Raw genomic sequence first — 20,519 nt, forward strand, 5'->3', positions numbered from 1 at the left:
AAGAGTATACTCCTGCTGAATTCAAGGCAGCAGCTCAGGAGTGGATTGGTGCTCAGGATGATGCTGAAGCTTCTAAAGCTGCAGCTGCTAAGCTGAAACCAATGATTGCAGCTGGCGCAGAATCTGGATGTGAAATCTGCAAGGAACTTAAGACTCTTGATCACTATCTCGTTAAGCGCAGCCAGTGGATTATCGGTGGTGATGGTGCATCTTACGATATTGGCTACGGCGGTCTTGATCATGTTATCGCAAGTGGTGAAGATGTCAACATCCTCGTCCTTGACACAGAGGTTTACTCTAACACTGGTGGTCAGTCTTCTAAGTCAACTCCTCTTGGTGCTATCGCCCAGTTTGCTGCCCAGGGTAAGAGAATCCGCAAGAAGGATCTCGGTCTTATGGCAACAACATATGGCTATGTTTACGTCGCACAGATTGCAATGGGCGCAGATCAGGCTCAGTGCTTGAAGGCAATCCGTGAGGCAGAAGCTTATCCTGGTCCGTCACTCATCATTGCTTACGCTCCTTGTATCAATCATGGTCTTAAGGCTAAAGGTGGTATGGGCAAGAGCCAGGCAGAAGAGGCTAAAGCTGTTGAATGTGGCTACTGGCACTTGTGGAGATACAATCCTGAACTTGCAGAAGAAGGTAAGAATCCGTTCTCACTCGACTCTAAAGAACCCGATTGGAGCAAATTCCACGACTTCCTGCTCGGTGAGGTTCGTTACCTCTCTGTAAAGAAGGCATATCCAAATGAGGCTGAAGAACTCTTCGCTGAAGCAGAGCGTATGGCTAAACTCCGTTATAACAGCTACATCCGTAAATCTAAGGAAGACTGGAGTAATGGTGAAGAGGCTTAATAAGCTAAATAATAATATTTAGGTGATTTTAAACGTTTGTAAATCACCTGAATATCAAATCATAAGGCTGTCCCGATTTAAAGGGACAGCCTTTTTATATTAAGAAATCTAGGATTATATATAATTATTATAGAGCCTCCCCTATATTAACAAGCCATACTTAATCACACCCACAAATTATTTTCCTGCAACGATAAAATCTTAATTAATTATCAATTAATAAAAAGTCTGATGAGAACTTTATTGTATAATGGATAAAAGTCTATGATTTTTGAATAAAAAACAAGTCATTTATATCGTAAAAACAACAGAGTTTTTACCAAGAAACCAATTACTTATAATATAAAACCTAATTGGCAAGTTTTATAAAAACAAGCTATAATACGAAGCAAAAGCAGATATATATATAACATTTAGCCTCTAAAATATTACAATTTTAAAGGTATCATTAAAAAATTAAATGAATAAAAATTTCTAGATAACATCTATAATTTCTTTTTTCAAATAAATTTCATCATTGAATGAAAATCGGGCAACATTTTTCTAAACTATAAATAGAGTTATCATTATAAAAAAATCAGCAGGATTATTTTTAATTCTCCATGCTGATTTCTAAGTTAGAGTCAAATCTATAGGTTGAATGAAATCCTTCTTTTAAAATATTTTATCCTATCAGATAACTTTATTCTTCAACAATACCTGCCTTCATCCATTCTGACATTATCTTTTTTGAATCAGCAAATGCTATTTCAGTTGTCACTTGATATCTTTCTGTCAAAAGATCTGTCAACGTATTCTCGTCGAAAAAATTCAATGAGGATATCTCATTCCACAAATATGCAGAAGATTCATTCATACTTATTATATTTGTGAAATCCACATTATCAATTCCTTCAGCAACAATCACATGTTCACCACATACATTGCGTAGTTTAAAACCCTTTTTTGCTTTCATATTAAACTATAATTTTACCGGAAAAATTCTTAACCATAATTTTCTATAACCATATAGCAAGTATCTTCTAATTGGAAATAATTTATTCCAAATAAATGAATACAATTGCCATTTTATACCATCTGTCCGCTCCAGAGCGCTACGTCCTTTTCTGTAAAAGCCTACAGCACAGCCTTTAATATCATTAATTCGACATAATTCGGTCTGTATGTTTCCATCACCTCTCAATAGGATAAAATTTTCATCCATTTTAATTACCCGATGCAATACATATTGTCCTTTATTAATTTCTGCCAACACAACATCATCTATTTTAATGCTATCAGACTTTTTTAATAACGCTTTATCTCTTTTATCCTCTAAAAAAGGCCTCATACTGAAACCTTTTAATCTTATTGTAACAGTACGTCCCTCATCCAACAGCCTTATAATTTCTGGGATGAGATATTTATTCTGGATTTCTATATCTTTTTGTTCAAGATCTTTTCGTGACATAAAAGTGCTGCATTTCTATCAGGAAGACAATATAACGTATAAATATCTATTTTACTTATAATTTGTATTATATTACTACAAATTGAATCATATACCAATGTATCCCATTTCATTGTGGAACAGCAAGGCAATATCGACGCAAAAGCCTCTGTTGGTCTTAATTTCTTAATATGGTTGCAGTCCCCTCGCTCAATCCGAACTAAAGCTCTTAGCTTTGTTTTAACATTTCGATAACATGGTGTCTTTCCACTCCAAGGGCTACCATACAAATATGGCACATCATTAATTATACGGATAATCGGATTATCATCATTTAATAATTCAGAATTAAATATGTGTTTAATCCACAAACCGGTATGCGTACTTTTACCTGTTCCACTCTTTGCTATAAAAGCAATTCCGTCATCACCATATTTTATTGCAGATGCATGTATAAGCAACGCTCCTTTTGAACTGCCGGCAAATGCATAAATCATCATTAAAGCATTATTAAGGCCAAAACGCCGCATACTTGCATCTCCATTTAAGACGCAATGACATTCAGTAAAAGTTTTATCTGTAAGCAATTCACAGCATACATTATTACATATATCATTAACAGAAAACAGATATTCTCCATTTTCTAATTGATCTACTATGACACAACCATTTCCTGTGTCAAATGAGCCTATATGGTTCTTGCATATACCGATTTCAGGTAATACAGAAACGACATACAGACAGAACAAAAAATTACCATCTGAATTATTCGATATGCTGAAATCATTCAAAGATGGTAACAAATCAATATTATTCTTACTGATATCCTCAAAAAGGATTTTTACAATAAAATCTGCGATATTAAAATAATATGCATGTGATGCAACATTTAAGTCTATATTTTCAGTTCTTACATTGTCCATCAACAATACGATATTATATGTTTTTATTTATTCAGGTTTTACATTAGTAAAATGAAAATCATCACTAGAAATATACTTTATATTAATATTTCCATTCTTTACATATTTATTCTTTATTTTCTGATACTTCTTATCAATATCTTTACGCTTCAATGCATAGCTGACAATACATGTACGATGAGGTATATTTTTCTGTTCAAAATAATTCTTCAACTGATAAGAGTAATCGCTTCTATTTAACAAAAAATCACTTTTATCATCTATCCATGCACTATCCAGTTCCTGAATATCGGTGAAATATACTATTGAATCATTAAAAGATGCTGCAACTCCAAAAACATATGCCTTGGGCACACATTTGTTTTTTGCAGAAACCGTTATACTTAAAGCTATAATAGAAAAAATAATACAAATAAAATATTTCAAACTTCTCATTGTCCTAAATATGATTTTAGTAATTTATTTTTAGTATTGTGACGCAATCGTCTTATTGCTTTTTCTTTAATCTGCCTAACTCGCTCACGCGTCAGACCATACTTGTCTCCTATCTCCTCTAATGTCATCTCTGGCTGATTTATGCCAAAAAAGGCCTCTATAATATTGCGTTCACGCTCATTAAGAGTCTGCAATGCACGATTTATTTCCTCACGTAACGACTCCAACACAAGAGTCTTATCTGCCATTGGTGAATCATTATTCGGCAAAACATCCAACAAACTATTATCTTCACCTTCAGCGAATGGAGCATCAACAGACACATGCCTGCTGTTAACCTTCATTGCTTCTTCAATTTTATCATGTGGAATGTCTACCTTGTCTGCAATTTCATCAATACTGGGCCTACGTTCATTCTCTTGTTCAAACTTATTTAATGCCCGATTAATTTTATTTACAGACCCCACCTGATTTAGTGGAAGCCGCACAATTCTGCTTTGCTCCGCTATCGCCTGAAGAATACTTTGGCGTATCCACCATACAGCATATGAAATAAACTTAAAGCCTCTCGTTTCATCAAATTTCTCAGCAGCCTTAATCAATCCGACATTTCCTTCATTAATCAGATCCGGCAAACTCAATCCTTGATTCTGATATTGCTTCGCTACCGAAACGACAAAACGCAAATTTGCTTTTGTCAATTTTTCCAAAGCCTTTCGGTCACCTTTTTTTATACGCTGAGCCAACTCTACTTCTTCTTCTACACTTATTAATTCTTCGTGTCCTATCTCCTGAAGATATTTGTCCAGAGAGTCACTCTCTCTATTGGTTATCGATTTTGTGATTTTTAGTTGTCTCATGTAGCATATAAATTTAAGTATTTGCAAATTTAATAACTTTCTTATTAAATGCAAAGAAAATATTGTGAAATATACAAAATATTTTCACATAAAAATAAGTAGAAGTTATAATTGGTAATTTTATCAACAATAAAATTGTCCCAAAATAACTTCTACTTAATTTAATCTACATCAACTATTTTGATATCGGAACAGCAAAATATGACTTCTTTCCAGTAGGATAAACACCCTGGATATAAAGAACTGGATCCTTACTTACAGATGCTTCTTTTACAGCCTTCTGAAGATCGTCGATTGTCTTCATTGTAACATCATTCACCTTTTGAATTATAAAGCCTTTATTGATGCCTGCTTCTTTAAATGCGCCATCGTTCACCTTCATAACCATCAAACCATAGCTAATATTGAGCTGTTTCTTTTCTGACTCATTTATTTCACGGAAGTTACCGCCAAGAACATCAAGATCTGCATTCTTGATAACCTTAGTGTTTCCTTGCTCATTCTTAAGTGTCACTGCTGCAGTCTTTTGACGCTTATTGTGCAGGAAAGTAATTGTCACCTTTTCACCCGGACGTTTATTTGCAAGATACTCCTGCAGCTCAGCCATCTTCTTAATCTTTTTACCGTCAACAGCAGTAATAACATCGCCCTCTTCTATTCCAGCCTCAAATCCTGCACCATCTTCAGAAACTTTAGATACATAGATACCTTCCATTGTACCTAAGTCTATTTCTTTACCATTTTCTTTCTGCTGATCAACATACTTGTTGACATCAGCACCTTCTATTCCCAGAACGGCACGTTGCACGGTTCCATAAGTCTTTAAGTCTGCAACAATTTTATTCATTATAGTTGTCGGTATTGCAAATCCATATCCACTATAACTTCCTGTTTGCGAATAAAGCATGGCGTTTATACCTATAAGTTCACCCTTTACATTAACCAATGCACCGCCTGAATTTCCGGCATTAATTGCAGCGTCTGTCTGTATAAACGACTCTATGTCGTTTGCTCCTAAAGACCTGGCTTTAGCACTTATAATACCAGCTGTTACAGTAGAACTTAAATTAAAAGGATTACCGACAGCCAGCACCCATTCACCTACTTTCAACTTATCACTATCTCCAATAGGCAAAGTAGGAAGATTTTTTCCGTCAATCTTTATTAAGGCCAAGTCGGTCTTTTTATCCGTACCGATAATTCGTGCCGAAAACTCTCTATTATCATCTAACGTAACAGTTAATTCGTCGGCTCCATCTACAACATGATTGTTTGTTACGATATATCCATCTGAAGAAATTATAACACCCGAACCCGCACCTTCACGCTTTGGTGTCTGAATTTTTCTTTTCTGAGAGCCCCTGTTTCCCGGATTACCAAAAAAGCCAAAAGGATCAAAGAAATCTCCGAAAGGATCGTCCTGCACATCAACAGTCTGAATTTTGCTGTTTTGTAGATATTTAATATGAACGACAGCAGGTAGAGCTTTTTCTGCTGCATATGTCAGGTCTACAGGTTGACCGGGCAAATTATTTGCATAAGCATTTGTAAAAGCTCCTGTTGAGAATGACATTGCTATTAAGCAAATAGCATAAGCGAAATAATTTGATAATTTTTTCATCTCATTTATTTTTTATTTAAACTTAAAATATCAATTTCTTTTCATGCAAATTTAGACGCAAAATTTGTTAATACCACGTTTTCTCTTATATATTTGTCCTCTTTTAACACTAAAAATAATACTATTAACGGCTCTTAGTGAGAAGTGCACATAATTTTACATTCGTTTAAATGTGCAATTGGCTTATAATTCATGACAATACATTACAATAAAATGTAAAATTATGATTTTATATTTCAAATTATATGATTTTTATGTATCTTTGCAGTCGAATACAGTGTTCCGGCTCTGTCGCTTGTAAGTTCAATCTTATAAGAGGAAAGTCCGGGCAGCATAGGATGCTCCACTTCTGAAAATAGGAGCTGTTGGCGACAGCAGGAGATGCAGAAGAAAACAACCGCCGTAAAGGCAAGGGTGAGAAGGTGGTGTAAGAGACCACCAGCTGGCAAGTGATTGACAGGCTGTGCTATCTGGAGGCTGCAAGTTCATGTAAACCATCGTCTGAGGGTTATCCGTCCGAAATATCACGATGGAGGGTAGAATGCTCGAATTATGGGGTAACTCATAATCTAGATAAATGACAGGCACTTTAATATGCTATACGCATTTTAAAGGACAAAACCCGGCTTATAGGGACACTGTTTTCTTTTTATCTAACCACAAAATAATATTATGAAAAAATTGATAAATAACATTTTATCTTTTTTTACTGTTACTATTTGGCGTGTAAAACGTCAAGACGTCTCACCTCTAAAATACTTCTGCTACGAAATAATTAAAAAATTATTCCTGGCAATAGAAAGTGCAACAACTAAACGAATGACAGATTCGGCTTCTGCACTTACATATTCAACATTGCTGGCAATAGTACCCATATTGGCAGTTGTTTTTGCAATCGCCAGAGGCTTTGGTTATAATAAATATATTGAGTCTTGGTTTAGAGACGTTTTATCAAGCCAGCCACAAGCAGCAGAAGTTATTATCGGATTTGTAAATTCATATCTTGTTCATACAAAAAGCGGTATATTTCTCGGAATTGGACTTCTTTTTATGTTATGGACCGTTATAATGCTTATCTATAATATAGAACAGAATTTCAATAGAATTTGGCAAGTTAAAAAGCCAAGAAGCTTATTCCGTACAATAACGGACTATATGGCAATGTTTCTTCTTGTACCAATAATAATAGTTGTCACATCAGGTATTTCCATATTCGTGGCAACAATTGCAGACCAGATGGAAAATTATGCGTTGCTGGCGCCAATGATTCGCCTTATCATCGATGTGATGCCATACATTCTCATGATTGCCGTATTCATTGCACTTTATGTATTTATGCCAAATACTAAAGTAAAATTAAAATGTGCGATTATGCCAGGAATATTAGCGGGGTCAGCAATGCAAGGCCTTCAACTATTTTACATACACTCTCAGATATGGGTAAGCAGCTATAATGCAATTTACGGTTCATTTGCAGCATTACCTCTTTTTATGCTGTGGGTTCAGATATCATGGATAATATGTTTATTTGGAGCCGAACTATGCTATACTAATCAAAACTTAGAAGAATTTGCCTTTAAGGCACAAACTGAAGATATAAGCCATCGTTACAAACTGATGATGTGTGTAATCCTTGCCAGCTGTATATGTAAAAGATTCGAAGAAGGCAGAAAACCATATACAGCATTAGATCTTAAATTAATTACAGGTATACCCATTCGAATTACAAATGATTTATTATATGAACTTGTCAAAATAAATATCCTGACAGAAATATCAACAAACGATAAAGGTGATTACAACTTCTATCAACCAGCGGAATCTACGTCACGACTGAGCGTAGGTCTATTAATAGACCGTTTGGAATCATACGGCAAATGGAAACTTGAATTAGATTTTCACAAATTTAAATCAGAAAGATGGAAAAAGATTCTAATGGCACGTTCCACATATCTTGAGAATCAGCGTAATATACTTTTAAAGGATTTATAAGCGTTGGGATGTCAACAAGAAAATACAACAAGACATTTTCATTAGAACCTTATACATAAAAGCCATACATCCAATAATACCTGTATCAACCTTATCACATGTTTTCAAAATACGAATTGTATCTTTAAACCTCAAATTCATTTGTGTTATTTTATGTTATTTTAGGATGTCAATAATATTATTCATTCCCAAATATATTGGATAAAATAAAAATTATTACTAATTTTGTCGTGGTATATTTTATTATAAATTAAAATCAAATAGAAATGAATTTACCTGATTTCATGTCATATTCCAATAAATTCACGAATGGTGACTTTATTGAAAAAATCTCGAGAATAGCAAAACGTGCGGGAGCAAAATTGGTTTACGCTTCTTTAATATTGTATTACACTTTGCAAAGCGATAAGGTTTCCGTTAAGGATAAAGCTATTATTATCGGTGCTTTAGGATATCTTATAAGCCCACTCGACGTGATACCTGATGCAATACCAATTGCCGGATTAGGTGACGACTTGGCCGTTTTAATTTACGTACTTAACAAGGTATGGGGAGACGTGTCAGAAGATGTTAAGGAAAAAGCAAAAAGCAAACTAAGTAAATGGTTTGATGAAGACGAAATAAAAGAAATTGACAACCTTTTTGATGAAACAAAATAAGACAAAATTGAGGGCGATTTGTTAATCGCCCTCAATTTTGTCTCACTCATATCATTATTTTCAATAATGTCAGCACTATTTAAATCTCCCCCCGATGTACTAAATATTAAACAAATTATTGTGCAACTGACATACTTATTTTACCCTTATACGTAATAGCCAGCTTAACAATAAAACAACTAGGACTATCAGGAATTGCCAACTGCGTCTGATAATGAAAACCTGATTTATCCAGATAATCCAATTTTATATCGCTCAAAACACATTGGCTAAGCATATTCTTTGGGACGCAAGATGCAAAATCATCTTTTCTGAAATCTTTAGAAAATAATTTCGAACTACCTGAGAATATACTAATATGAATAATATTATCATAATAAATGTTCTCAATTTCAAGTCCTTCATCATTATAAAATGTGCGATAAACTTTATATGTAGTAGGATTTATCTGAACATAACAATGATAATTATTATCAGAAAAACTAACCACGGAATCTCGTTTAATGACTTTATTTTGGTTTAAGACGATTGGAGAATGCTGCACAAATTGCATAGCATCATTAGGATCGTCACTTTTAACCAACTTAACTATATCACCATTTTGATTCTTAAACTCAAATATATTTGGGCTTTGTTTTACTATAGGATACTTTGAAATATTATTACCATAAAAAATCATCGTATCAGCAATAATCTTAAACATTACCGGCTGACTCATTGAATCAGGATAGTACACAGTATCACCTTTTATACGAAATGTAACATTTTCCCCATCTGCATCCAACCAAATTCCTTCCAACATAGATTTTGCCTTCAGGTTTTCAGCTACAGGCTTTTCACGTTTATCCAAGTTATTACAACTTCCAATAAACAATAGAGCTATTGCCGATACGAATATGTATATAATATTTCTAATCATTTTCCTATACAATGATATTCAAAACCATGCTCCGCCAAATCATCATTATCAAATATGTTCCTTCCGTCCAAGATTAATTTTCTATGCATTTTATTGGCGACAACATTCCAATCCGGTAATCTAAACTCTTTCCATTCTGTCAGCAAAATCAATGCATCAGCATTTTGCAAAGCATCGTATTTATTTTCATAATACTCTATTTTATCGCCAATTATGCGTCTACATTCATTCATTGCTTCAGGGTCATAGGCCTGCACTTTACATCCAGCATCCAACAACTTCTTTATAACAACCAATGCTGTTGATTCACGCATGTCATCGGTTTCTGGTTTAAAGGCCAATCCCCACAATGCAACAGACTTACCATTCAAATCCCCGTCAAAGGCTTTAACCAACTTCTTGAACAATACTTCTTTTTGTCTTTCGTTAACCTTCTCAACAGCCTTCAATACTTCCAACGAATATCCATTATCATCGGCCGTTTTTATTAAAGCCTTAACATCCTTAGGGAAACAAGATCCTCCATATCCACATCCTGCATATAAAAATTTACGGCCTATACGTGTGTCAGATCCTATGCCTGCTCTAACCTTATTAACATCAGCACCAACAAGCTCACAAAGGTTGGCAATATCATTCATAAAACTGATACGGGTGGCCAACATTGAGTTTGCAGCATATTTTGTCATCTCCGCACTAGGAATATCCATGAAAATCACACGGAAATTATTCAGAAGAAACGGCTTGTATAATTTTGTCAAAATATTCTTTGCTCTTTCACTATCTACCCCAATAACAACCCGATCCGGACTCATAAAATCTTTAATGGCATTACCTTCCTTAAGAAATTCCGGATTGCTTGCTACGTCAAATGCGACATCCACACCACGTTTTTTCAGTTCTGCCTTTATTGTATCAGCAATTTTGTGAGAAGTTCCAACAGGAACGGTGCTTTTTGTCACAACTACCAAATACCGGTTTAAGTTCTCCCCTATTGTTTTAGCAACCTGAAGAACATATTTCAAATCAGCACTTCCATCTTCATCCGGAGGTGTGCCTACTGCAGTAAATACAATCTGCTGATCATTTAAGACTTCTGCCAATGAGGTAGAAAACTTTAATCTGCCGGCATTAATATTTTTTACAACAAGTTCATCTAACCCTGGTTCGTAAATAGGTATAATACCTTTCCTCAATGCTGCAATTTTCGCGCAATCAACATCCACACATGTTACAGTTGCCCCAGTCTCAGCAAAGCAAGCACCAGAAACCAATCCGACATAACCTGTTCCAACAATTGCTATATTCATTCGGCTATAAATTATATATTACACCTATACATTAAAATATTCTGCATCTTTAAAAGCCACTCCATTCAGATCTTTCTGACTTGTCTGAATATCATTCGAGTCTATCGGCCAATTTATATTCAAATCAGGATCATCAAATCTTATTGACGCCTCGCTCTCCGGAGAGTAGACATTGTCCACCTTATACGTAAATATTGCCTCGTCACTTAAGACCAAAAATCCATGAGCAAATCCCCTAGGAATAAAGAATTGTTTCTTATTTTCATCGCTCAATTCTACCATTACATGCTTACCGAAAGTTGAAGAATCCTTCCGGAGATCTACTGCAACATCAAGTACACGTCCCTTAATGACACGTACTAATTTAGCCTGTGAGAAATCCCCCTTCTGATAATGCAAGCCACGCAAGACGCCATAAGACGATTTTGATTCATTATCTTGAATAAATGAAACCTGCCCTACGTGCTCTTTAAAGTCAGAATATTTAAAAGCCTCAAAAAAATATCCTCTGGAATCATTAAAAACCTTTGGCTCTATAATAAAAACTCCATCTATTTCTGTTTTTATGTAATTCATAATTTGAATATAATTTCTTAATAATTTATCTGCAAAATTAAAAATATTATCCGAATTATTGCAGCATGATTAAAAAAATCTTCATAATAAGCTACATTATTTTGTTTTTTAATCAAAAACGAGTAATTTTGCATCCGTGATAGAATTAGAAAGACATATTGAAATATTATTATTAAGGAATGACTGTGTCATCGTACCCGGACTTGGCGGTTTTATCGCCAGCCACATCCCGGCTACTTACGATGAAAGGGATTGTCTATTCCTGCCCCCTCAAAGGACATTAGGTTTCAACCCCAAATTAAACATCAATGATTCCTTACTTGTACAATCGTATACAGAAGCTTATGACATAAGCTATCCTGATGCACAGAACCGTATCTCAGGAGAGGTAAATGAATTAAAACAAATTATATATAACGAAGGGTCTTACGAACTCTGCGATATCGGTACATTATATTTAAACAACGACGGTAACCTTGAGTTCAAACCTTGCGAAGCAGGAATCCTGACACCAGATCTGTACAGCCTCAGTTCTTTTGAAATGAAAAGAGAAGAGGATGACAGCAACATATCTAAAGAAAATGACGTATGTCATGAAAACAGAGCGAACTCGGATAGGACGACTGCCACTGTAACATTTTCAACATCTCCATTAAACTATAGGATAAAAGAGAACGACGTATTAGAAGAAAAATTCAATGAATCAAGCAACAATACGCCATCAACAAAAATAAAGCTATTTAAAAGCGTATTGGCGGTATTTATTGCAATAATAACATTCTTCGCCTGGTCTTCCCCAATAAACAACAATAACAAAATTATACAAATGGGGAATATGGACAATGGTATTATTCATAACTTAATCAAAAACAGTTACAATAATATCACGAAAGAAAATATACAATTAAAGAAGGAAAGTAAAGCTGATATCAATTCAAAAAATATTAGCAACAAGTCGGTACAGGCTCCAGAGGAATTAAAGCCAGTCAAGCAAGACAAATATTTTTGTATTGTATTGGCAAGTAGAGTAACAAAAAAGAATGCAGACGCTTTTGTTACGAAGCTTACTACAAAAGGATATGAAGCAAGCACTTTAATTGAAGGCAATAAATCCATCAAAGTTGTATACGGAAAATACAAGACCAGAAATGATGCATATAACGCCCTCAATGACCTGAGAGGCAATGAGTTTTTTTATGATGCTTGGGTATACCAGATAAAATAATATAATGAAAAGAGTTAGATGTCCAAAATGTGATGGATTTATCACATTTGATGAAACAAAATACAAAGAGGGGCAGTCACTTATATTTGAGTGTCCACAATGCGGCAAACAATTTGGTATTAGAATTGGAGCAACAAAACTTAGAAATCCGCAAAAGGATGAGATATTAAACGAAAATGAATATAATGACGAATTCGGAGCATTAATTGTCATCGAAAATGTCTTTCATTATAAGCAGGTCATACCGCTAAAATTCGGAGACAACATAATTGGCCGATATATGAAAGGAAGCAAGACAAACACTCCTATTGAGACAAATGACCCAAGTATAGATATTACCCATTGTAATATAAATGTATCCAAAGACAAGAAGGGGCATCTGAAATACACCCTAAGCGACGGCCCCAGCTACACCGGCACATTTGTAGATAATGAAATTTTGGGGAATAAAGAAAAAAGAATTATACATGATGGCACATTATTCACAATCGGAGCCACAAGTATTATACTAAAAGCGCCAAAAGAAGGTAAAACAACAGACTAATCAGCAGGTTGAGGCAGCTGTAAACACTTAAAAAAAATTAAAAACGCCACAAAATAGCAAAAATAAGGAAATAAAATTACAGGAAACTGAAATATAAAATTAAAAGGTTGTAAATTTGCAGCCGATTTATAAACAAATATAAAGTCGAACTTTATTAATTATTTAATTTATTTTTAATTTTTATGTCAGATTTAAAGAACGTACAACCATTATCAGACTTCAATTGGGACGAGTTTGAGAATGGAAGCAAAGCAAATGTAAGCAAAGAAGAACTTGAAAAAGCTTACGATGAAACCCTTAACAAAGTTAGCGAGCACCAGGTTGTAGACGGAAAGGTAATTTCTATTGACAAGAAAGAAGTTGTTGTCAATATTGGCTACAAGAGCGACGGTGTTATTCCTGCAAGCGAGTTCCGCTATAACCCCGATTTAAAAATCGGAGATGTTGTTGAGGTTTATGTTGAAAATCAGGAAGACAAAAAAGGACAGCTTCTGCTTTCACACAAAAAGGCTCGCCTCAGCAAGAGCTGGGAGCGCGTTAACGCAGCCCTTGATAACGAGGAAGTTATACAGGGTTACATTAAGTGCCGCACTAAGGGTGGTATGATTGTTGACGTATTCGGTATCGAAGCATTCCTCCCGGGAAGCCAGATTGACGTTCATCCTATACGCGACTACGATGTATTCGTAGGAAAGACAATGGAATTCAAAGTTGTTAAAATCAATCAGGAATTCCGCAATGTTGTTGTTTCACATAAAGCTCTTATCGAAGCTGAACTCGAAGCACAGAAGAAAGAAATTATCAGCAAGCTTGAGAAAGGCCAGATCCTCGAAGGAACTGTCAAGAATATTACATCATACGGAGTATTCGTTGACCTTGGAGGTGTTGACGGACTCATCCACATCACAGACCTTTCTTGGGGCCGCGTAAGCGATCCGCATGAGGTTGTTGCACTTGACCAGAAGATTAACGTTGTTATTCTTGACTTTGATGATGACAAGAAACGTATTGCTCTCGGTCTGAAGCAGCTCACTCCACATCCATGGGATGCACTTGATCCTAACCTCAAAGTTGGCGATCATGTTAAGGGTAAGGTAGTTGTTATCGCTGACTATGGTGCATTTGTAGAAATAGCTCCTGGTGTTGAAGGTCTTATCCATGTTTCAGAAATGAGCTGGAGCCAGCATCTCCGCAGTGCACAGGAATTCATGCACGTTGGCGATGAAGTTGAGGCTGTTATCTTAACTCTTGATCGTGAAGAGCGTAAGATGTCACTCGGTATCAAGCAGCTTAAAGAAGATCCGTGGGAAACAATCGAAGTTAAATATCCTATTGGAAGCAAGCACACTGCAAAGGTTCGCAACTTCACTAACTTCGGTATCTTCGTAGAACTCGAAGAAGGTGTTGACGGACTCATCCATATCAGCGATTTGTCTTGGACCAAGAAAGTAAAGCACCCATCAGAATTTACTCAGGTTGGTGCAGAAATAGACGTTGTTGTTCTTGAAATAGACAAAGAGAACCGTCGTCTCAGCCTTGGCCACAAGCAGCTTGAGGAGAATCCTTGGGATACATACGAAACAATATACACACCGGGTTCTATCCACACTGGTAAGATTACCGAAATAATGGACAAAGGTGCTGTTATCACTCTGAATGAAGGCGGAGAAGGTTTCGCAACACCTAAGCACCTTGTAAAGGAAGATGGTTCACAGGCTCAGCCGGGTGAAGAGCTCCAGTTCAAGGTAATTGAGTTTGTAAAAGAAACAAAACGTATCATTCTTTCACACAGCCGTACATTCGAGGATGTAAAAGAAGAGCCGAAGAAAGCTCCTCGTGCAAAGAAGGCCAAGAAGGAAGATGCTCCTGTTATAAATAACGTTGCAGCAGGAACAACACTTGGCGACATCGATGCTTTGGCTGAGCTTAAAGCTAAAATGGAAAAAGGAGAATAATAATCATATTATTCCATAATAAAATAGGGAAGCAAATTTTGCTTCCCTATTTTATTATATATAAAAAAAACGATAACAAGCACAAATGGAAGACAAACAATCATAATCACAATTACAAAACATTTCGCCTTGTTAAATTAAAAACAATACTCGTATTAATGATTTTCAATAAACATTACCACAATAGCGCACTAAATTTATTAGTGCATTTACTGTGTAAACATTATACACTAGTCAAATCATTTCTATTTGACACATATTACGTATATGTCATTTAAACTAAATATACTATATAAGGACTAAACAAAATTATTTTATACAGAAAGCATAATTATTATTATGCACAAATAGCTTTTTCTCATTAGGCAAAAGCCTGTTCAGACATATCCAGCAAGTCAACAAATTTTGAAGAGGGGAAAAATTGAAATTAAAATAAACATAATAGTGAATAAATCGCTAAAGCACAGGGCAATAAAAGCACAAATAAAAAGAGAACAGGTGCATAAAAGTTTCAAATCATTAACCTATTGTTTTCGTACAAAAAGTCTATTGTTTTTAATGCAAAAGTAATAGACTTTTTGTACGAAAACAAGTGATTTATATAAACAGTACAACACCTCTGCATACATTAAAACGGCTCATACCAGAAATATCATTATGTAACAATATATTAAGATAGATTATATTCCGCCTAACATACATTATATTCAACCCATTAAATTAAAAGAAGCAAGAAAACAATTCAACATATGACAAAAATAAAATCCCAAGCCCCCATACTACATAAATAGTTTTACATAAGAGAATTTATCTCTTAAAAATTCACACAAAAAGCAGCGAAATGATAAAATTTGCAAAAAAACAGCATTAAAATAAAAACACAGACTAATATATTTTGGCATCTAAAGAATATAATGTAATTTTACACCCAATAACGATCTAAAATATAAAATCATGAAGAACATTAAATTTAACATCTTAAATTTAGGCCTTGCATGTTGTTTATTATCCGCATGCGGAGTTAAAAACGGCAGCAACGTAAGCACAATCTCAGGATTGTCTGAAGCTGCTTTTGATACAACTATAAATCAAAAAGCCGTAAAACTCTATACCCTAAACAACAAAAATGGTATGGAAGTATGTATAACGAACTTTGGTGGAAGAATTGTATCACTTGTTGTTCCTGATAAAAACGGCAAACAAACAGATGTTGTTCTTGGATATGACAATATAGCACAATATGCAGATTCAGTAAACAGTCCAAGTGATTTCGGAGCTGCGATTGGAAGATATGCCAACAGAATAAATAAAGGTAAATTACAAATTGCAGGAAAAAACATACAGCTACCTACAAACAATTATGGACATTGCCTGCATGGAGGCCCATCCGGATGGCAATATCAGGTATATGATGCCAAGCAACCTAATGACTCGACACTAGAACTAACAATGTTATCTAAAGATGGAGATAACAATTTCCCCGGAAATGTAACCGCTACTGTTTCATATGTATTGAGAAGCAATAACAGTCTGGACATAACATATACAGCAACAACAGACAAAGAAACCGTTATTAATATGACCAACCATTCATATTTTAATCTTAACGGAGACCCAACTAAGGATATAGAGAATTGCATTCTGTACATAAACGCAGACAATTATACTCCTTCTGACTCAACATACATGACAACGGGTGAAATTGCTAAAGTAGATAATACCCCTATGGATTTTAGGAAGCCTACTGCAATTGGAAAGGATGTCAATAATTTCAAATTTGATCAGATAAAGAATGCCAATGGCTTTGACCATAACTGGTGTTTAAATACATATAAAGACGGTAAAGGTGATGATACCAAAGTAGCAGCGAGCCTATATTCACCCTTGACAGGCATTATGCTTGAAGTCTACACGAATGAGCCTGGCATTCAGGTATATACAGGTAATTTCTTAAACGGAAAGATTAACGGGAAAAAGGGCATTGCATACAACAAACGTGCAGCATGCTGTCTCGAGACACAAAAATATCCGGACACTCCAAACAAAAAAGGATGGCCGACAGCAAACCTGAAACCTGGTGAAAAATACTATTCACACTGCATATTCAAATTCAGCATTAAATAAATAACTATTAACCTATTAAAATTTTAATCAAAAAAAATGGAACTATTAGACTGGATTGTAATTGGTGTCTTTTGCCTGGCACTGATTGGTATAGTTGTATGGGTCATCAATCAAAAGAACAATGACTCGGCTGACTATTTTCTTGGAGGCCGAGACGCAACATGGATAGCCATTGGTGCATCTATCTTTGCCTCAAACATTGGTTCAGAACATCTGATCGGACTTGCCGGAGCCGGAGCATCTTCAGGAATGGCGATGGCACATTGGGAAATTCAAGGTTGGATGATTCTTATTCTTGGATGGGTGTTTGTACCTTTTTACACAAGAAGTATGGTATACACAATGCCAGAGTTCCTAGAAAAACGTTATAATAAAGAAAGCCGCACTATTTTATCTGTAATATCACTCATCAGCTATGTCTTGACTAAAGTTGCTGTTACGGTATACGCAGGAGGACTTGTTTTCCAACAAGTATTCGGCATTAAAGAGCTATGGGGCATTGACTTTTTCTGGATTGCAGCAATTGGACTGGTATTAATAACAGCTCTATACACTATTTTCGGCGGAATGAAAAGCGTGTTGTACACATCTGTACTGCAAACCCCTATCCTATTATTAGGCTCACTCATAATCTTAGTATTAGGCCTGAAAGCAGTTGGCGGTTGGGACCAAGTACTACAGGTATGTTCTATACAGCCTGTTAACGAATATGGAGATCACATGACAGATTTGATGCGCAATCTGAAAGACCCTGATTATCCTTGGCTTGGAGCATTAGTCGGCTCTGCTGTTATCGGATTTTGGTATTGGTGTACAGACCAGTACATTGTACAGCGTGTTCTTTCCGGAAAAAATGAAAGAGAGGCACGTCGCGGAACAATCTTTGGTGCTTACCTAAAGCTACTTCCTGTATTCATCTTCCTTATTCCAGGAATGATCGCATACGCATTGAACGTAAAATCAGGCGGCACTTTCCTACCGGTTGATGCAAATGGAGTAACAATCAGTGATGCTGCCTTCCCGACATTGGTAGCAAAAATTCTGCCTGCAGGAGTGAAAGGTTTGGTCGTATGCGGTATTCTAGCCGCCCTCATGAGTTCACTGGCATCATTGTTTAACTCATCTGCCATGCTTTTCACCATCGACTTCTATAAACGTCTACGCCCGAACACTTCAGAAAAATCTCTCGTGAGAATTGGTCAAATGGCAACTGTGGTAATTGTAATTCTTGGAATTCTGTGGATACCAATAATGAGAAGCGTCGGCAATGTATTGTATAACTACCTGCAAGATGTACAAAGCGTACTTGCTCCCGGCATAGCAGCAGCATTCTTGTTAGGTATATGCTGGAAAAGAACAACAGCAAAAGGAGGCATGTGGGGACTTCTGTCTGGAATAATTATAGGTCTTACAAGATTAGGTGCAAAGGTTTACTATAGCAATACAACAGACGCAACAGATAATTGGTTTAAAGCAGTATTCTACGACTTCAACTGGCTCTATTTCTGTGGTGTAATGCTGATTTTCTGCTGTCTGGTTGTCGTAATCGTAAGCTTGTGTACAGAAGCTCCATCTGAAGAAAAAATCAAAGGACTCGTATTTGGCACTGCAACACCAGAACAAAAAGCCGAATCACGTGCAAGCTGGAATCATTGGGATGTAATACATAGCATCATCATATTAGCGATTACAGTGGCATTCTACATTTACTTCTGGTAATAACGAAATAACTTAGAGCATATGACAATTTATTATAACGAACATTCAAAATTTTTTGTATCAGTAGACTGTATCGTTTTCGGTTTCGAAAGCAATAAGCTAAAACTGCTGATAGGAAAACGCCAGATGGACCCAGGAAGGAACGAATGGTCTCTTTATGGCGGATTTGTTGGAGAAAACGAGACGCTGGATGAAGCAGCAAATAGAGTATTGTATGAACTGACAGGTCTTACAGGCTTATACATGAAACAGGTAGGAGCTTTCGGAGCTGTTGACCGTGATCCAGGTGAAAGAGTTATATCTATAGCATATTGCGCCCTGATAAACGTTAAGGATTACGACAAGACTCTTCAAGAAAGCCATCAGACAGAATGGGTTAATCTTGAAGAACTGCCCAAACTCTATTCTGACCACAATGATATGGTAAAAAAAGCCATATCATTGCTTAGAAGAAGAATTTCATCTGAGCCGCTAAGCTTCAACCTACTGCCCGAACTGTTCACTTTAACACAGTTGCAACATGTATACGAGGCTATCTTAGGAGAGGCTATCGACAAACGTAACTTCAGAAAACGTATAAAGACAATCGATTTCATTGAAAAGACCGATTTAATTGACAAAATTACATCTAAACGAGGAGCAGCCTTGTATCGTTTTAATAATGATGCATACATGGAAGATCCGACATTTAAATTATAAGAATTATGCTTGAAGAATTAAAAGAAAAAGTTTTTAAGGCCAATCTTGACCTTGTAAAACATAACTTGGTAATATTTACATGGGGAAATGTATCTGGAATAGACCGCGAAAAAGGGCTTGTTGTAATAAAGCCCTCAGGCGTAAGCTATGACGATATGAAGGCATCTGACATGGTGGTTGTAGACCTCGCTACAGGAAAAGTTGTTGAAGGAGATCTCAATCCTTCATCAGATACACCGACACACTTGGTCTTGTATCGCGCATTTCCCGAAATCGGAGGCATTGTACACACCCACTCTACATATGCTACAGCATGGGCGCAGGCAGGCAAAGACATTCCAAATATCGGCACGACACATGCAGATTATTTCCACGATGCCATACCATGTACAAAAGATATGACAGAAAATCAGATGGGCGAGTATGAAAAAGAAACGGGCAATGTCATTGTTGAACGCTTCAAAGGAATCAACTATGTGCACACTCCAGGGGTATTGGTTAAGAACCATGGACCATTCTCATGGGGAACAGACCCAGACAACGCTGTATATAATGCCGTTGTGATGGAAGAAGTTGCCAAGATGGCATTTGTTTCTTTCATGGTTAACCCAGATACAACAATGAATCCTCTCCTCGTTGAAAAACATTTCAGCAGTAAACACGGACCAAACG

The 20,519-nt window shown here is 36.0% G+C and carries 19 protein-coding genes and 1 other RNA gene; 11 read left to right on the forward strand and 9 right to left on the reverse strand.

The genetic code is table 11. The annotated features are described in order from the left end of the window. A partial coding sequence (locus QVO66_RS06165) for a thiamine pyrophosphate-dependent enzyme (protein ID WP_288172679.1) occupies positions 1-857 on the forward strand: 857 nt, incomplete at its 5' end. Positions 858-1,539: 682 nt separating this feature from the next. Here QVO66_RS06165 and QVO66_RS06170 read toward each other — a convergent pair. From QVO66_RS06170 to QVO66_RS06195, 6 genes are all read right to left on the reverse strand, one after another. Next, the gene (locus tag QVO66_RS06170) at positions 1,540-1,812 is read right to left on the reverse strand and encodes a PqqD family protein (protein WP_021854563.1); all 273 of its coding nucleotides are present in this window, start codon (positions 1,810-1,812) and stop codon (positions 1,540-1,542) included. A 6-nt stretch (positions 1,813-1,818) separates the two neighbouring features. Then, positions 1,819-2,307, reverse strand: coding sequence for a S24/S26 family peptidase (locus tag QVO66_RS06175; protein WP_021854564.1), 489 nt, complete (start codon positions 2,305-2,307; stop codon positions 1,819-1,821). Continuing rightward, positions 2,274-3,209, reverse strand: a complete 936-nt coding sequence (locus QVO66_RS06180) for a hypothetical protein (RefSeq protein WP_021854565.1) — start codon at positions 3,207-3,209, stop codon at positions 2,274-2,276. Before QVO66_RS06180 ends, QVO66_RS06175 begins: the two co-directional genes overlap by 34 nt. A gap of 27 nt (positions 3,210-3,236) precedes the next feature. Next, positions 3,237-3,644, reverse strand: a complete 408-nt coding sequence (locus QVO66_RS06185; protein WP_021854566.1) for a hypothetical protein — start codon at positions 3,642-3,644, stop codon at positions 3,237-3,239. Next, a complete protein-coding gene (locus QVO66_RS06190; RefSeq protein ID WP_021854567.1) occupies positions 3,641-4,504 on the reverse strand; it encodes a sigma-70 family RNA polymerase sigma factor in 864 nt (287 codons plus the stop codon). The genes QVO66_RS06185 and QVO66_RS06190 overlap by 4 nt, the downstream gene beginning before the upstream one ends. Before the next feature lie 175 nt (positions 4,505-4,679). After that, positions 4,680-6,125: a Do family serine endopeptidase gene (locus QVO66_RS06195; RefSeq protein ID WP_021854568.1), complete on the reverse strand. Its 1,446-nt coding sequence runs from the start codon at positions 6,123-6,125 to the stop codon at positions 4,680-4,682. Between the two features lie 274 nt (positions 6,126-6,399). Here QVO66_RS06195 and rnpB point away from each other — a divergent pair. The 3 genes from rnpB to QVO66_RS06210 all read left to right on the forward strand — a co-directional run bounded on the left by rnpB (position 6,400) and on the right by QVO66_RS06210 (position 8,776). Beyond that, positions 6,400-6,771: RNase P RNA component class A (gene rnpB, locus QVO66_RS06200), an RNA gene on the forward strand. A gap of 26 nt (positions 6,772-6,797) precedes the next feature. After that, on the forward strand, positions 6,798-8,117 hold the full coding sequence (locus QVO66_RS06205; RefSeq protein WP_021854569.1) for a YihY/virulence factor BrkB family protein: 1,320 nt from the start codon (positions 6,798-6,800) through the stop codon (positions 8,115-8,117). Positions 8,118-8,383: 266 nt separating this feature from the next. Further along, positions 8,384-8,776 (forward strand): YkvA family protein, encoded by a 393-nt coding sequence (locus tag QVO66_RS06210; RefSeq protein ID WP_021854570.1) that lies wholly within the window; start codon positions 8,384-8,386, stop codon positions 8,774-8,776. Between the two features lie 115 nt (positions 8,777-8,891). On the opposite strand, the gene QVO66_RS06215 is transcribed toward QVO66_RS06210, so the two are convergent. From QVO66_RS06215 to rfbC, 3 genes are all read right to left on the reverse strand, one after another. Further along, complete coding sequence (locus QVO66_RS06215) at positions 8,892-9,626, reverse strand: DUF4738 domain-containing protein (RefSeq protein ID WP_288172681.1); 735 nt, start codon at positions 9,624-9,626, stop codon at positions 8,892-8,894. Between the two features lie 65 nt (positions 9,627-9,691). Next, on the reverse strand, positions 9,692-11,005 hold the full coding sequence (locus QVO66_RS06220) for a UDP-glucose dehydrogenase family protein (protein WP_021854572.1): 1,314 nt from the start codon (positions 11,003-11,005) through the stop codon (positions 9,692-9,694). Between the two features lie 24 nt (positions 11,006-11,029). Further along, positions 11,030-11,581: a dTDP-4-dehydrorhamnose 3,5-epimerase gene (gene rfbC, locus QVO66_RS06225; protein WP_021854573.1), complete on the reverse strand. Its 552-nt coding sequence runs from the start codon at positions 11,579-11,581 to the stop codon at positions 11,030-11,032. A gap of 136 nt (positions 11,582-11,717) precedes the next feature. Here rfbC and QVO66_RS06230 point away from each other — a divergent pair, with 136 nt between their 5' ends. The 7 genes from QVO66_RS06230 to QVO66_RS06260 form a co-directional block, all read left to right on the forward strand. Beyond that, entirely contained in the window at positions 11,718-12,806 is a 1,089-nt protein-coding gene (locus tag QVO66_RS06230; protein WP_021854574.1) for an SPOR domain-containing protein, read from the forward strand. Positions 12,807-12,810: 4 nt separating this feature from the next. Beyond that, positions 12,811-13,350 (forward strand): FHA domain-containing protein, encoded by a 540-nt coding sequence (locus QVO66_RS06235; RefSeq protein ID WP_021854575.1) that lies wholly within the window; start codon positions 12,811-12,813, stop codon positions 13,348-13,350. Between the two features lie 182 nt (positions 13,351-13,532). Next, positions 13,533-15,305, forward strand: coding sequence for a 30S ribosomal protein S1 (gene rpsA / locus QVO66_RS06240; protein ID WP_021854576.1), 1,773 nt, complete (start codon positions 13,533-13,535; stop codon positions 15,303-15,305). Positions 15,306-16,268: 963 nt separating this feature from the next. Then, positions 16,269-17,429 carry an aldose epimerase family protein gene (locus QVO66_RS06245; protein ID WP_441295429.1) on the forward strand — a complete coding sequence of 387 codons (1,161 nt, stop codon included), beginning with the start codon at positions 16,269-16,271 and terminating at the stop codon, positions 17,427-17,429. Positions 17,430-17,465: 36 nt separating this feature from the next. Next, positions 17,466-19,148: a sodium:solute symporter gene (locus tag QVO66_RS06250; RefSeq protein ID WP_021854579.1), complete on the forward strand. Its 1,683-nt coding sequence runs from the start codon at positions 17,466-17,468 to the stop codon at positions 19,146-19,148. Positions 19,149-19,169: 21 nt separating this feature from the next. Further along, positions 19,170-19,847 (forward strand): NUDIX hydrolase, encoded by a 678-nt coding sequence (locus tag QVO66_RS06255; RefSeq protein WP_021854580.1) that lies wholly within the window; start codon positions 19,170-19,172, stop codon positions 19,845-19,847. 5 nt (positions 19,848-19,852) lie between these two features. Beyond that, a partial coding sequence (locus QVO66_RS06260; RefSeq protein WP_288172684.1) for an L-ribulose-5-phosphate 4-epimerase occupies positions 19,853-20,519 on the forward strand: 667 nt, incomplete at its 3' end.

Origin of the sequence: Prevotella sp. CAG:255 (assembly GCF_000431195.1) — a bacterium.
GTDB lineage: Bacteria > Bacteroidota > Bacteroidia > Bacteroidales > Bacteroidaceae > Prevotella > Prevotella rara.

Bases quoted from the DNA above. Each gene is read 5' to 3' on its own strand.
- QVO66_RS06170 (WP_021854563.1), bottom strand. From the start codon at position 1,812: ATGAAAGCAAAAAAGGGTTTTAAACTACGCAATGTATGTGGTGAACAT.
- QVO66_RS06175 (WP_021854564.1), bottom strand. From the start codon at position 2,307: ATGTCACGAAAAGATCTTGAACAAAAAGATATAGAAATCCAGAATAAA.
- QVO66_RS06180 (WP_021854565.1), bottom strand. From the start codon at position 3,209: ATGGACAATGTAAGAACTGAAAATATAGACTTAAATGTTGCATCACAT.
- QVO66_RS06185 (WP_021854566.1), bottom strand. From the start codon at position 3,644: ATGAGAAGTTTGAAATATTTTATTTGTATTATTTTTTCTATTATAGCT.
- QVO66_RS06190 (WP_021854567.1), bottom strand. From the start codon at position 4,504: ATGAGACAACTAAAAATCACAAAATCGATAACCAATAGAGAGAGTGAC.
- QVO66_RS06195 (WP_021854568.1), bottom strand. From the start codon at position 6,125: ATGAAAAAATTATCAAATTATTTCGCTTATGCTATTTGCTTAATAGCA.
- QVO66_RS06205 (WP_021854569.1), top strand. From the start codon at position 6,798: ATGAAAAAATTGATAAATAACATTTTATCTTTTTTTACTGTTACTATT.
- QVO66_RS06210 (WP_021854570.1), top strand. From the start codon at position 8,384: ATGAATTTACCTGATTTCATGTCATATTCCAATAAATTCACGAATGGT.
- QVO66_RS06220 (WP_021854572.1), bottom strand. From the start codon at position 11,005: ATGAATATAGCAATTGTTGGAACAGGTTATGTCGGATTGGTTTCTGGT.
- rfbC (WP_021854573.1), bottom strand. From the start codon at position 11,581: ATGAATTACATAAAAACAGAAATAGATGGAGTTTTTATTATAGAGCCA.
- QVO66_RS06235 (WP_021854575.1), top strand. From the start codon at position 12,811: ATGAAAAGAGTTAGATGTCCAAAATGTGATGGATTTATCACATTTGAT.
- rpsA (WP_021854576.1), top strand. From the start codon at position 13,533: ATGTCAGATTTAAAGAACGTACAACCATTATCAGACTTCAATTGGGAC.
- QVO66_RS06250 (WP_021854579.1), top strand. From the start codon at position 17,466: ATGGAACTATTAGACTGGATTGTAATTGGTGTCTTTTGCCTGGCACTG.
- QVO66_RS06255 (WP_021854580.1), top strand. From the start codon at position 19,170: ATGACAATTTATTATAACGAACATTCAAAATTTTTTGTATCAGTAGAC.